General features: G+C 74.4%; 13 protein-coding genes. 9 read left to right on the plus strand and 4 right to left on the minus strand.

Annotation, left to right across the window (positions count from 1 at the left end; all coding sequences use genetic code 11):
- Positions 1-95 precede the first annotated feature (95 nt).
- The 3 genes from rsgA to OG946_RS25835 form a co-directional block, all read right to left on the minus strand.
- Positions 96-1,103: a ribosome small subunit-dependent GTPase A gene (gene rsgA / locus OG946_RS25825; protein ID WP_326798384.1), complete on the minus strand. Its 1,008-nt coding sequence runs from the start codon at positions 1,101-1,103 to the stop codon at positions 96-98.
- 8 nt (positions 1,104-1,111) lie between these two features.
- Positions 1,112-2,515, minus strand: coding sequence for a 3-phosphoshikimate 1-carboxyvinyltransferase (gene aroA, locus OG946_RS25830; RefSeq protein WP_326798385.1), 1,404 nt, complete (start codon positions 2,513-2,515; stop codon positions 1,112-1,114).
- A 120-nt stretch (positions 2,516-2,635) separates the two neighbouring features.
- Positions 2,636-3,349 (minus strand): M50 family metallopeptidase, encoded by a 714-nt coding sequence (locus OG946_RS25835; protein WP_326798386.1) that lies wholly within the window; start codon positions 3,347-3,349, stop codon positions 2,636-2,638.
- Between the two features lie 82 nt (positions 3,350-3,431).
- On the opposite strand from OG946_RS25835, the gene OG946_RS25840 reads away from it, so the two are divergent.
- Both OG946_RS25840 and OG946_RS25845 read left to right on the plus strand, forming a co-directional pair.
- The gene (locus tag OG946_RS25840; RefSeq protein ID WP_326798387.1) at positions 3,432-4,253 is read left to right on the plus strand and encodes an SOS response-associated peptidase; all 822 of its coding nucleotides are present in this window, start codon (positions 3,432-3,434) and stop codon (positions 4,251-4,253) included.
- 135 nt (positions 4,254-4,388) lie between these two features.
- Positions 4,389-4,583, plus strand: a complete 195-nt coding sequence (locus OG946_RS25845; RefSeq protein WP_326798388.1) for a hypothetical protein — start codon at positions 4,389-4,391, stop codon at positions 4,581-4,583.
- 54 nt (positions 4,584-4,637) lie between these two features.
- Here the strand turns inward: OG946_RS25845 and OG946_RS25850 are convergent, their stop codons facing one another.
- On the minus strand, positions 4,638-5,270 hold the full coding sequence (locus tag OG946_RS25850; protein ID WP_326798389.1) for an alpha/beta hydrolase family protein: 633 nt from the start codon (positions 5,268-5,270) through the stop codon (positions 4,638-4,640).
- Between the two features lie 347 nt (positions 5,271-5,617).
- Between OG946_RS25850 and OG946_RS25855 the strand changes: the two genes are divergently transcribed.
- The 7 genes from OG946_RS25855 (at position 5,618) to OG946_RS25885 (ending at position 12,220) form a co-directional block, all read left to right on the plus strand.
- Positions 5,618-6,301 (plus strand): sigma-70 family RNA polymerase sigma factor, encoded by a 684-nt coding sequence (locus OG946_RS25855; protein ID WP_326800370.1) that lies wholly within the window; start codon positions 5,618-5,620, stop codon positions 6,299-6,301.
- Entirely contained in the window at positions 6,298-6,639 is a 342-nt protein-coding gene (rsrA, locus tag OG946_RS25860; protein ID WP_326798390.1) for a mycothiol system anti-sigma-R factor, read from the plus strand. Before OG946_RS25855 ends, rsrA begins: the two co-directional genes overlap by 4 nt.
- A gap of 105 nt (positions 6,640-6,744) precedes the next feature.
- Positions 6,745-8,124, plus strand: coding sequence for an HD-GYP domain-containing protein (locus tag OG946_RS25865; protein WP_442814644.1), 1,380 nt, complete (start codon positions 6,745-6,747; stop codon positions 8,122-8,124).
- The gene (locus OG946_RS25870) at positions 8,121-9,434 is read left to right on the plus strand and encodes a metal-dependent phosphohydrolase (RefSeq protein ID WP_326798392.1); all 1,314 of its coding nucleotides are present in this window, start codon (positions 8,121-8,123) and stop codon (positions 9,432-9,434) included. The genes OG946_RS25865 and OG946_RS25870 overlap by 4 nt, the downstream gene beginning before the upstream one ends.
- A gap of 163 nt (positions 9,435-9,597) precedes the next feature.
- Positions 9,598-10,590 (plus strand): tetratricopeptide repeat protein, encoded by a 993-nt coding sequence (locus OG946_RS25875; RefSeq protein ID WP_326798393.1) that lies wholly within the window; start codon positions 9,598-9,600, stop codon positions 10,588-10,590.
- Between the two features lie 84 nt (positions 10,591-10,674).
- Complete coding sequence (gene def, locus OG946_RS25880; protein ID WP_326798394.1) at positions 10,675-11,322, plus strand: peptide deformylase; 648 nt, start codon at positions 10,675-10,677, stop codon at positions 11,320-11,322.
- A gap of 163 nt (positions 11,323-11,485) precedes the next feature.
- Positions 11,486-12,220, plus strand: coding sequence for a D-Ala-D-Ala carboxypeptidase family metallohydrolase (locus OG946_RS25885; RefSeq protein WP_326798395.1), 735 nt, complete (start codon positions 11,486-11,488; stop codon positions 12,218-12,220).
- The last annotated feature ends 55 nt before the right edge of the window (positions 12,221-12,275 follow it).

Genomic DNA, 12,275 nt, shown 5'->3' on the forward strand with positions numbered 1-12,275 from the left:
CGTTCGGTTGACGCTCCTGCGATTATGCCCAACACGCGTCCGCGGGGGCGACGGACCTGCCGAAACGCTTCGGCAGCCCGCGGGCCCGGCCGCGGTCAGTCCCCTTCCCGGCGCTCGCGGGTGGCGAGCAGGCGGCGCAGCGAGGCCAGCCGCGCGGGGTCGGCGTGGCCCCCGGCGACCCAGGCGTCCAGCGCGCAGTCCGGCTCGTCGTGGCTGCAGTTGCGCGGGCAGTCCGCCGTCCCGGGCTCCAGGTCGGGGAAGGCGTGGATGACGCGCGAGGGATCCACGTGCGCCAGGCCGAACGACCGCACGCCCGGGGTGTCGATGACCCAGCCCTTGTCGTCGGGCAACGGCAGGGCGAGCGCCGACGTCGTGGTGTGCCGGCCGCGGCCGGTGACGACGTTCACCTCGCCGGTGGCCCGCTGGCGCTCCGGCACGAGGGCGTTGACCAGAGTGGTCTTGCCGACGCCGCTGTGGCCGACGAAGGCGGTGACGCGGTCGGTGAGCAGGTCCAGCACGCGGGCGGCGCCCTCGCCGGTGGCCAGCTCGTCGCGGTTGCAGGCGACGGCCCGTACGCCCAGCGGCGCGTACGACTCCAGCAGCTCGTCGGCGGGTGCCAGGTCCGACTTCGTCAGCACGAGCAGCGGGTCGAGCCCGCCGTCGTACGCGGCGACCAGGCAGCGGTCCACCAGCCGCGGCCGCGGCGGCGGGTCGGCGAGGGCGGTGACGATGGCCAACTGGTCGGCGTTGGCGACGACCACGCGCTCGTACGGATCGTCGTCGTCTGCCGTGCGGCGCAGCACCGACCTGCGCTCCTCGACGCGGACGATGCGCGCCAGCGTCCCGGGGTCGCCGGAGACGTCCCCGACGACGGCGACCCGGTCCCCGACGACGATGCCCTTGCGGCCCAGCTCGCGCGCCTTCATGGCGGTGATCGTGCGCTCCTGGACGAGGCAGGTGATGCGGCCGCGGTCGACGGTGAGGACGAAGCCCTCGGCGGCGTCCTCGTGCTTGGGGCGGTTGCGGCTGCGGGGGCGGCTGCCCCGGCGGTCCGGGCGTACGCGGACGTCGTCCTCGTCGGGGTTCTTGCCGTAGCGCCGCATCGCGCGGGTCAGTCTCTCGGGGCCGCGGCGGCGGACGCGCCGGCTGCGGGCCCGGCTCCGGGTCCTGTGTCCGTCCCGGCGAGGAGGCCGGCCCACATCCGGGGGAAGTCGGGCAGGGTCTTGGCGGTCGTCTCCACGTTCTCCACCTGCACCCCCTTCACCAGCAGGCCCAGCACCGCGCCCGCGGTGGCCATCCGGTGGTCGTCGTACGTGTGGAAGACGCCGCCGTGCAGCGCGCGGGGGCGGATCTCCAGGCCGTCGCCGGTCTCGGTGACGTCGCCCCCCAGCCCGTTGATCTCCCGGGTGAGGGCGGCGAGCCGGTCCGTCTCGTGCAGCCGCAGATGGCCGACGCCGCGCAGCCGGGACGGCGAACCCGCCAGCGCCGCCACCGCGGCGATGCCGGGCGTCAGCTCGCCGACCTCGGAGAGGTCGATGTCGATGCCGCGGACGCCGCCCGGCGAGGAAGCGCCGGTGAAGACCAGGTCCGTGCCGGCCGCGGTGGTCACCAGCTCGCAGGAGCCGCCCATCTCCGTGAAGATCTCGCGCAGCGCGTCGCCGGGCTGCGTGGTCTGCCGGGGCCAGTCGCGAATCGTCACCCGGCCGCCGGTGACGAGCGCGGCGGCCAGGAACGGCTGGGCGTTCGACAGGTCCGGCTCCACGGTCAGGTCCCGGCCGCGCAGGCCGCCCGGCGCCACCCGCCACACGTGCGGCTCGCCGCCGTCCTCCGGTGCGTCCACCTCGGCGCCGGCCCCCCGCAGCATCTCCACGGTCATCCGGATGTGCGGCAGCGAGGGCAGCCGGTCGCCCGTGTGCCGCAGCTCCACGCCCTTGTCGAAGCGCGGCGCGGACAGCAGCAGCGCGCTGACGAACTGGGAGGACGAGGAGGCGTCGACCTCGACCGGGCCGCCCCGTAGCGTCCCCTCCCCGTACACCGTCAGCGGCAGGGCGCCGCGGCTGCCCTGCGCGGTGTCGTCGATCCGGGCGCCGAGGGCGCGCAGCGCGTCGATCACGCCGTGCAGCGGGCGCTCGTGGCTGCGCGGGTCGCCGTCGAAGCGGACCGGTCCTTCGGCCAGGGCGGCGACGGGCGGCAGGAAGCGCATGACCGTGCCGGCGTTGCCCACGTCCACCGCGGCGTCGCCCCGCAGGCCGCCGCCCGGGGTGACGCGCCACTCCTCGGTGCCGTCCGGTCCTGCGCCCTCCTCGATGCCGACGCCGAGGGCCCGCAGGCCGCCCGCCATCAGGGCGCTGTCGCGCGAACGCAGCGGCCGGCGCAGCCGGCCGGGCCCGGCGGCGAGCGCGGCGAGCACCAGCGCCCGGTTCGTGACCGACTTCGACCCGGGCACGGTGACGGCCGCGGTCACCGGGCCTGAGGCGGTCGGCGCGGGCCAGGGGCTGCTCTGCGAAGCGGTCATGGCACTCACCCTATGCGGGCCGGACCGCCCCTCGCAGGGTTCGCCCGCCGCCTGTGGACAACCGGCGGGTTGTGGACGGCGGCGCCGGGGTCGCGGGCGGGAGCGGGTGCGCCGGGCGGATCAGAGGTCGAGCAGCCAGCGGGCGCCGCCGGCGAGGGCGCAGAGCGCGACGACGTAGAACAGGAACACCCACAGCCCGGCGGGGGTGTGCGTCAGCCGCCCCAACTGGTCGGCGTCGGACTGCGGCGCCTCGCCGCGGCGCCGCTTGCGCTGCAGCTCGAAGACCGGCCGCACCCCACCGAGCAGCAGGAACCACACGGCCCCGTACGCGAACGCCGCCTGCACCTCCGGCTCGGTCAGCCAGGAGACGAGGAAGAACGCGGCCCCGGTCAGGACGACGGTCACCACCCCGTACGCGTTCCGGATCATCAGCAGCATCGCCGCGAGCAGGGCGATCGCGCCCCACAGCGCCGCCGTGATGCGCCCGTCGGCCAGCAGCCAGGCGCCGGCGAGGCCGAGCAGCGGCGGGGCGGTGTAGCCGGAGGCGGCGGTGAGGACCATGCCGACGCCGGAGGGCTTGCCGCGGCTGACGGTCAGGCCAGAGGTGTCGGAGTGCAGGCGTATGCCCTCCAGGCGGCGGCCGGTCAGCACGGCGACGAGGCCGTGGCCGCCCTCGTGCGCGATGGTGACGGCGTTGCGCGCCACGCGCCATACGCCCCAGGGCAGCACGACGGAGAGCGCCACCAGCCCCGTCACCACGACCAGCCACTCCGAGGGGTCCGGCTGCGTCCCGACGACGCGGTCCCACAGCTCGCCGAGGCTGGTTCCTTCCATGTGCCCTCCCGGTGCTCGGACGAGCAGGGTAGCCAAGGCACCGTGTGCGGGCTGTCAGAGGGGCGTGGCAGTCTTGTCACCCATGTGCGGACGGTACGCGGCGAGCAGGAAACCCGAGGACCTCGTCAACCTCTTCGAGGTGGAGAAGTGGGACCCGGAGGAGACGCTCGCGCCCGACTACAACGTGGCGCCCACCAAGAACGTGTACGCGGTGCTGGAGCGCCCCGAGCGGGACTCGGACGACCCCCGGCCCGTGCGGCAGTTGCGGGCGCTGCGCTGGGGCCTCGTGCCGTCCTGGGCGAAGAACCCGGACCTGGGCGTGAAGATGATCAACGCCAGGGCCGAGACCGTGCACGAGAAGCCGGCCTACCGCCGCGCCTTCGCCTCCCGCCGCTGCCTGCTGCCGGCCGACGGCTACTTCGAGTGGCTGACGTTCAAGGGCGAGCGGCAGTTGGAGGAGCAGGGCAAGAAGAAGCGGCCCCGCAAGCAGCCGTACTTCGTCACCCCGGCCGACGGCTCGGTCTTCGCGATGGCCGGGCTCTTCGAGTTCTGGAGGGACAAGACGCTGCCGGACGACGACCCGCGCGCGTGGTGGGTGACGTGCACGGTGGTCACGACGGAGGCGGAGACCACGGAGCTGGCCGGCGGTTCCGCGGGGGAGCCGGGGCCGCACACCCTCGCCGAGATCCACCCGCGGATGCCGCTGATGCTCACCCCGGACCGCTGGGACGCCTGGCTCGACCCGGCCAACAAGGACCCGGAAGCCCTGCGCGAACTGCTGACCCCGCCGCCGGCGGGGCTGCTGCGGGCGTTCCCGGTGTCGACGAAGGTGAGCGACGTGCGCAACAACGGCGCGGAGCTGGTGGAGGAGATAGCGGCGCCGGAGGAGGAGACCCTGTTCTAGGGGGTTCTAGGGGGTTCTAGGGGCCGCGTTGGCCGGGCGGTCCCGGGCCGGGTCCGCCCGGCCCGGCGAGGTCCAGGCGGCGGTTTCCCGGGGCCGGCTCCGTCCCCGTTCTCCATCGGCCTAAGCTGCCCGCTCATGACCTACCTCCAGGACGTTCCCGACTTACTCGCGCGCCGCGGCCGGGGCCGCAGCTTCGGCGGCGGCGGCTCCGGCGGCGAGACCAGCGGCACGACGGTGATCGTGGTGCTCTGCATTCTCGCCGCCGTCTTCGTGCTCATCGTGCTGTTGGCCCGTGCCCACTCGAAGAGGAAGAAGCTCAAGGCCGACTGATCCGCCCGGCGCTCCGCGGGGCGGCGGTGGCGCGGGTACGGGGCACGCCGGGCGTCAGCGCAGTCCTGCGAGCCAGTCCGCCGCGGCGGCGGTGATCGTGGCTGCGGTTGCGGCCTCGTCGGGCGGCGCGCTCTTGGCCACGGCGAAGCCGTGGTCCGCGTACGGCACAGGCACGACGTCGACGTCCGCGGGGAACTCCGCGGGGCCGCCGAACGGGTCGCGCTCGCCCTGCACCACGCGGGTCTGCACCCCGGCGTCCAGCAGCTCCGCCAGCCGCGACTTCTCCGGCTTGCCCGGCGGGTGCAGCGGGAAGGCCAGGGCGAGCACCGCCAGGGCGCCGAGGTCCCGGGCCGTACGGCACGCGACCCGGGCGCCTGCGCTCCGGCCGCCCGCGACGACCGGCACGCCGGGCTTCTCCAGGGCGGGCCACAGGGCCGTCCACCCGGCGTCGAGGGTCTTGGGCGCGGGCGCCAGCTTGCGTCCCGCGACCCGCCACGGCTGCTCGACGAGCGCGACGGTGACCCCCTCGGCGGGCAGCGCGCCGGCCAGCGCCCGCAGATCACGGGCCTCGATACCGCCGCCGGCGCCGTGGCTCAGCGCGAGCACGAGCCGCGGCCGGGCGGCCCGGTGCCAGGTGATCCGGGCGTCGCCGGGCGGGGTGGCGACGGTCTGGGTGGTGGGCTTCACACACCACAATCTAGGCGAGCGGCACGCGCCCCCGGCGCTCCCGCACAGGCGACGTCGCAGATCCGTGCCCTCCTCCGCCCGCGCCCCTTGGCACCCGTCCGGGCAGGCCGGGGCCCGTACAGGCGGCGGTTCACAGGGGCCGCCCGGGGAATGCGGCATCGGCGGGGTGCGTTCTCACCGGTGTACGTCACGCGATCGTCGAAGGGAAACGCATGACCGGGGTCGCATGCCCGTCTCGTCCGCAGCCGGAGGCAGCGGAGAAGTACTGGGCGGCGGATGTGCACGTACGTCGTCTATCCTCCGAACCGTACGGGGCCACGGGAGGCTCCACCACGGTGCTGGAGGAGGTGGGTCTCGTCACTGGGACCGACACGGGGAAGGGCGGGGCGGCCGAGGAGCCGAAGGCGCCCGAGGAGACGTCCGCCGAGCGGAACGCGCGCTTCGAGCGCGACGCGCTCCAGTTCCTCGACCAGATGTACTCGGCCGCGCTGCGCATGACGCGCAATCCCTCCGACGCGGAGGACCTGGTGCAGGAGACCTATGCCAAGGCGTACGCGTCCTTCCACCAGTTCCGCGAGGGCACGAACCTGAAGGCGTGGCTCTACCGCATCCTGACCAACACGTTCATCAACTCGTACCGCAAGAAGCAGCGTGAGCCGCAGCGCAGCGCCGCCGAGGAGATCGAGGACTGGCAGCTCGCGCGCGCCGAGTCGCACATGTCGACCGGTCTGCGCTCCGCCGAGGCCCAGGCGCTCGACCACCTGCCGGACTCGGACGTGAAGGAGGCCCTCCAGGCGATCCCGGAGGAGTTCCGGATCGCGGTCTATCTGGCGGACGTCGAGGGCTTTGCCTACAAGGAGATCGCGGACATCATGGGGACACCGATCGGTACGGTCATGTCCCGGCTGCACCGCGGTCGCCGCCAGTTGCGCGGTCTCCTGGAGGACTACGCGCAGGAGCGCGGTCTGATGCCGGCGGGTGCCGGCCCTGAGTCGGCCGGGTCGCACACGGGAAAGGGCTCGGGATCATGAGCTGCGGAGAGGCGCACGAGACGGATTGCTCAGAGGTCCTCGACCACCTCTACGAGTATCTCGACAAGGAGATGCCCGAAGGCGACTGCGCGAAGTTCCAGGTGCACTTCGACGAATGCAGCCCCTGTCTGGAGAAGTACGGCCTGGAGCAGGCCGTGAAGAAGCTCGTCAAGCGCTGCTGCGGGCAGGACGACGTACCGGCGGATCTGCGCGCGAAGGTGATGGGCCGGATCGACACCATCAGGTCCGGCGACGAGGTACCGGAGCAGCCGGTGCTCGACGCCGGTGACGAGGGCCGTCCCACGTCACTCGAAGGTGCGAATCCACCCGCCTCGTAGTGTTCTTTTACGCAACTGCGCCCCATTCGGCCGTAGGTGCCGCCCTATGCTCCCCAACTCGTACGGAGTACAGCGCGGACGAGGAGCGTGGGGCGCATGGGGCAGGTGGCGCAGGTCTCTGCGGCCGGGCGCGCCTGTCTGCTGTGCGCACTGCTCGCTACCGCGGCGTGCGCCGCTCCCGCGCTGCGGCCGGGTGCCGCGACCCCCTGGGCGGCGCTGGCCCTGCTGGCCGTCGTCTACGCGGCCGGTGAACACCTGTGGCGTGTCCCGCCGCTGGCCGGACGGGTGCCCGACGGTATCGGCGCGTTCTTCCCCGTCCTCCTTGCAGGAGCGTTTCTGCTGCCGCCCTCCGCGGCGGCCCTCGTCCCCCTCCCGGGCGCGCTGACCGCCCGGATCGCCGAGCAGCCCGCCGCCCCGCGGCGGCTGTGGCGGGCCGCGGAACTCGCGCTCGCCGGCTGGGCGGCCGCGTACGCCGCCGGGCGCATGCCCGGGGACGCCAGGCTCGGCGAGGCCGGGTTCCCCGCACTGCTGCCCGCCGCGCTCGCCGCGGTCGCGGCCTTCTGGACCGTACTCACCTGCCTGGCCGCCCTGATGCAGGCCGCCGCCGAGCGCCGCTCCCCGCGCGCCGCGCTCGCCGGCGCGCCCGCGGCGGCGGGCACGTACCTCGTGCACGGGCTCGCCGGGATGATGATGGCGATGCTCTGGCACAGCCCGCACGGGCCCGCCAGCGGGCTGCTCGTGCTGCTGCCGATGGCCATCTCCTGCTGGGCGTTCGCCCAGGCCAACCGCGAACGCGCGGCGCACCAGGCGACGATCCGCGCGCTGGTGCAGGCCGTCGACATCAAGGACCGCTACACCCGCGGCCACAGCGAGCGGGTCGGCCGCGCGTCGGTGCTCATCGCGCGCGAGCTGGGCATGGACGAGCGGCGGCAGGAGGTCCTGCGGTTCGCCGGGATCCTGCACGACGTGGGCAAGCTCGGCGTGCCGACGCGCATCCTGCGCAAGGACGGGCCGCTGACGCCGGAGGAGCGGCGGATCATCGAGCTGCACCCCGAGTACGGGCACGAGATCGTCCGCGGCATCGGCTTCCTGGAGGAGGTGCGCTCGGCCATCCTGCACCACCACGAGCGGATGGACGGCGGCGGTTACCCGTACGGGCTCACCGGTGAGGGGATTCCGGAATACGCCCGGGTGGTGGCGGTCGCCGACGCCTTCGACGCCATGACCTCGACCCGCTCCTACCGCCGCGCCCGCGAGGTGCCCGCGGCGCTGGCGGAGCTGCGGCGGTGCGCGGGGGCGCAGTTCGACCCCCGGATGGTGCGGGCGCTGGCCGGTGCGATCGAGCGGCGCGGCTGGCACGCCGAGGTCACCGCGGACGAGCCGGCCGCCGTCCCCGCCCCGCTGCGCGGCGGGGCCGGGGAGCGGCGCGGCGACAGCGCGGCGGGCGGTACGGCGGACGTCGTACGCAGCGGTGGCGCCCCGTGAGCGAATCGGTTCGCCGCGCCCGGCACCGGACCCCGCCCGAGGTGCGCGTGGCGGTCGGGGCCGCCGGGGCGGCGACCGCGGCCGGGTTCTGCTGGACCCTCGCGCACGGGCTCGCCCAGCCCGAGGCCGCCCTCGCCTTCGGCCTCCTCATCGTGCTCGGCGAGGTGGCGGGCGACCACCGTGCGGGCGCCCCCGCGCGCATCCCCGCGCCGTTGGCGACCGCCGGGGCGCTCGGGTACGCGCTCCTCTGCATCCCCGCGGACGCGGCGGGCGGCGCGGTCCTGGAGATCGCCGCCGTGTCCTTCACCGCCACCGTCGTCGGCGCCGTCCCGCACGTCGCCCGGGGCCGCGGTCCCACCGCCGAGCACCTGGTACGCCGGGTCCTCGGCACCGCCTTCGCCGCCGCCTGCTGCCGCCCCCTGTGCGCCGGCGCCCCCGGCGAGGGCGACGGCGGCCCGGTCGCGGGCCTCGCCGCGGGCCCCGGCTACGTACTGGCGCTGCTCGGCGTCCTCGCCCTGACCGCGCTCTGCGACGCCGTGCTCGCCGCCTGCCTCGCCCGGGCCCGCACCGGCTGGCCGTACGGCCCCCTGCTCCGCGACGAGCTGCGCGCCCTGCCCGGCGTCGGCTCCGCGATGTGCGCGACCGGCGTCGTCATCGCGCTGGCCGCGCAGGTGGCCGGGCCGTGGGCGCTGCCCGTGCTGAGCCTGCCGCTGCTGCTCACCCAGGTCTCGTTCCGCCGCTACGCCGCGGTACGCCGCACGTACCGCCAGACCATCGCCTCCCTGGCCCGCGCGACCGAGATGGCCGGCTACCACGGCCAGGGCCACGCCCACCGCGTCGCCGCCCTCAGCCGGGCGATCGGCCGGGTGCGGGGGCTCTCCGAGCGGGAGCTGGACGTGCTGGAGCAGGCCGCGCTCATGCACGACCTCGGCAAGCTCTCCCTGGCCGACCCCGTGCCCCCCGGCGGCGACGGGACCGTGCCGCCCGGCGCCGAGAGCCTCGCCGACCGGCGGCGCATCGCCCTGCTCGGCGGGGCGGTGGTGCGGCAGACCGGGGTGGCCGCCGAGGTCGCCGTCGTCGTGGAGCGGCAGGCGGAGCCGTACCGTGACCAGCCGGTCGCGGCCCGTATCGTCCGCGTGGCGGCCGCATACGACGTGCTGGTGACGGGGAACGCGAAGGGTGAGGGCGCGGTCGCCGCCGGGCCGCTGGCGGCCCTGGAGCGGCTGCGGCTGGCCACTGCGGACGAGTACGACCCGGTGGTGGTGGACGCGCTCCGGGAGGTGCTGGCGAGTGGCGTATGCGCGAACTGACCGGTAAGAAGCGGGTGTACGGCACCGCGTGGTTGGATGCGGGCATAGCCCGGCACCCGAGCGGACAGGAAGTTGCGGGGAGCAACGGCGCCCCCGGGAGAGCACGCCGTGCGGACGGGCCGCACAGTGGTCATCCTGGAGTCAAAGACGGCAGGCAGGAATCGTGAGGATCTTCGGCAGAACACGGCATCGGCCCTCCGCCTCGTGGCGGCAGGCGACCGACCGCGCGTTCACGTTGATCGGCGACGGCCGGTACGACGACGCGGGCGCGCTGCTCACCCGTGCCGCGGGCCTGGAGCCCTGGCTGTCGGAGTCGTGGTTCAACCTTGCGCTGCTGCACAAGTTCCGGCACGACTGGGAGCAGGCGCGCGCCGCGGGGCTGCGGGCCGTCGCGCTGCTCGACCGCGAGTCGGGCGCGCCCGACTGGTGGAACGTCGGCATCGCCGCCACCGCGCTCCAGGACTGGCCGCTGGCGCGGCGGGCCTGGCAGGCGTACGGGCTGACCGTGCCCGGCGGCGCCACGCACCAGGGGGCGGCCGAGCCGCCGGAGGACATGGAGCTGGGCAGCGCCGCGGTGCGGCTGTCGCCCGAGGGCGAGGCGGAGGTCGTCTGGGGCCGCCGTCTCGACCCGGCGCGGATCGAGGTGCAGAGCATCCCGCTGCCGTCGTCGGGACGGCGGTGGGGCGAGGTCGTCCTGCACGACGGGGTGCCGCACGGCGAGCGGGCGACGCAGGCGGGGCCCTCGTACCCGGTCTTCGACGAGATAGAGCTCTGGGCGCCCTCGCCGGTGCCGACGTGGGTGGTGCTGCTGGAGGCGGCCACCGAGGCGGACCGGGACGCCGTCGAGCTGCTGGCGGCCGAGGCGGGGTACGCGGCCGAGGACTGGTCGTCGTCGGTGCGGCTGCTCTGCCGTACCTGCTCGGAGAGCTGCATGCCCAGCGCCGAGGGCTCGCTGCAGGCGACCCTCGACCCGCACGACCACAGTGAGCCGGGCCAGCCGGGACCGCTGGTACACCGGACCGAGGACGGGCTGTGGGTGCCGGAGCGGGAGTGCGGGATAGCCGCGCCCGCGTCGCTGGTGCGCGGGCTGCTGGAGAGCTGGGCGGCGGACAGCCCGGACACCCGGGACTGGCGGGATCTGGAGGAAGTCGTCTGAGGCTGTCGGAACCTGGCCGTACCCTGGACTCCGGTCTTTTCGTAAAGCTCGTGAGGGCGGGAACCAGGAAGGCGTGCGGCGAGCATGACGCAGCAGGCGGAGCAGCAGCAGGCGGGGCGGGAAGCGGAGTCGCCGGACGTGTTCATCGACGACGTGACGGACGCGGAGGCGCGTGAGCGGGAGGCCCGCGAGCGGGGCACGGCCCGGCCGATCACGGTGGTCGGCAATCCGGTGCTGCACCGCGAGTGCCGGGACGTGACGGAGTTCGACGACGCGCTGCGGCGGCTCGTGGACGACATGTTCGCCAGCCAGCGGGCGGCGGAGGGCGTGGGCCTGGCGGCCAACCAGATCGGGGTCGACCTCAAGGTCTTCGTCTACGACTGCCCGGACGACGACGGCGTACGGCACGTGGGCGCCGTGTGCAACCCCGTGCTGGAGGAGCTGCCCGCCGACCGCCGGCAGCTCGACGACGGCAACGAGGGCTGCCTGTCCGTCCCCGGCGCGTACATGTCGCTGGCCCGCCCGGACTACGCGGTGGTGAGCGGCCGCGACCTCGACGGCAACCCCCTCCGGGTGGCGGGCACGGGCTACTTCGCCCGCTGCCTGCAGCACGAGACGGACCACCTCTACGGGCGGCTCTACATCGACCGGCTCTCCAAGCGCGAGCGCAAGGACGTCATGGAGCAGATGGCCGAGAACACCCCGCGGTACGAGACCGTCCCCAACGACTGACGCCCCCGGCCTGCCCGGATCCGCCGCCCGCGGACCGTAACCGCCGCCTCTTGCGCGGCGGTTACGGCAGTGGTCCAGTCCACTGGCGAAATGGCGGTGCGTTGACCGTGCGCCCGGCGCACGCGAGGCTCGGAGCCCCCCATTCGTACGGTACGGAGGCCCCATGCTCAGACGTACGGTCAGACTCATCCTCAGCATCGTCATGATCGCGGCGGCGTGTGTCGTCGGTACGGTCGCGACCGCCGGCACCGCGCAGGCGGACTCGTGCTACACCTGGAACCGCACGCTCTCGGAAGGCATGTCCGGCTCGGACGTCACCCAACTGCAGATCCGGGTGGCCGGGCACGTGACGTCCGGCGAAATCCTCGCCGTCGACGGCAACTTCGGCCCGCGCACCAAGGCCGCGGTCGCCAAGTTCCAGAGCGCGTACGGGCTCGCCTCGGACGGCGTCGCGGGTACCAACACCTTCAACAAGATCTACAGCCTCCAGGACGCCGACTGCACCCCGATTCACTTCACCTACGGTGAGCTGAACAAGTGCAACTCCACCTGGAGCGGTGGCGCGGTATCCGCGGCGACAGCCAAGGAGAACGCCAAGCGCACCATGTGGAAGCTGGAGGCGATGAGGCACGCGCTGGGCGACGTCCCGATCAACATCACCAGCGGCTTCCGCTCCACCTCGTGCAACAGCGCGGTCGGCGGCGCTTCCAACAGCCAGCATCTGTACGGCACGGCCGCCGACCTCGTCGGCTCCCCGTCGTTCTGCCGGCTGGCCCAGCAGGCGCGCACCCACGGCTTCGGCGGGATCCTCGGTCCCGGCTACCCGGGTCACAACGACCACACGCACGTGGACGGCCGGTCCTCGCGCTACTGGTCCGCTCCCTCCTGCGGCATCTGACCGCGGGCGGGCGCAGCAGCAGCACCAGCGGCGCGGCAACGCCGCCGCAGCAGCG

The sequence above is a fragment of the Streptomyces sp. NBC_01808 genome, from assembly GCF_035917395.1.
In the GTDB taxonomy this organism is placed as follows: Bacteria; Actinomycetota; Actinomycetes; order Streptomycetales; family Streptomycetaceae; genus Streptomyces.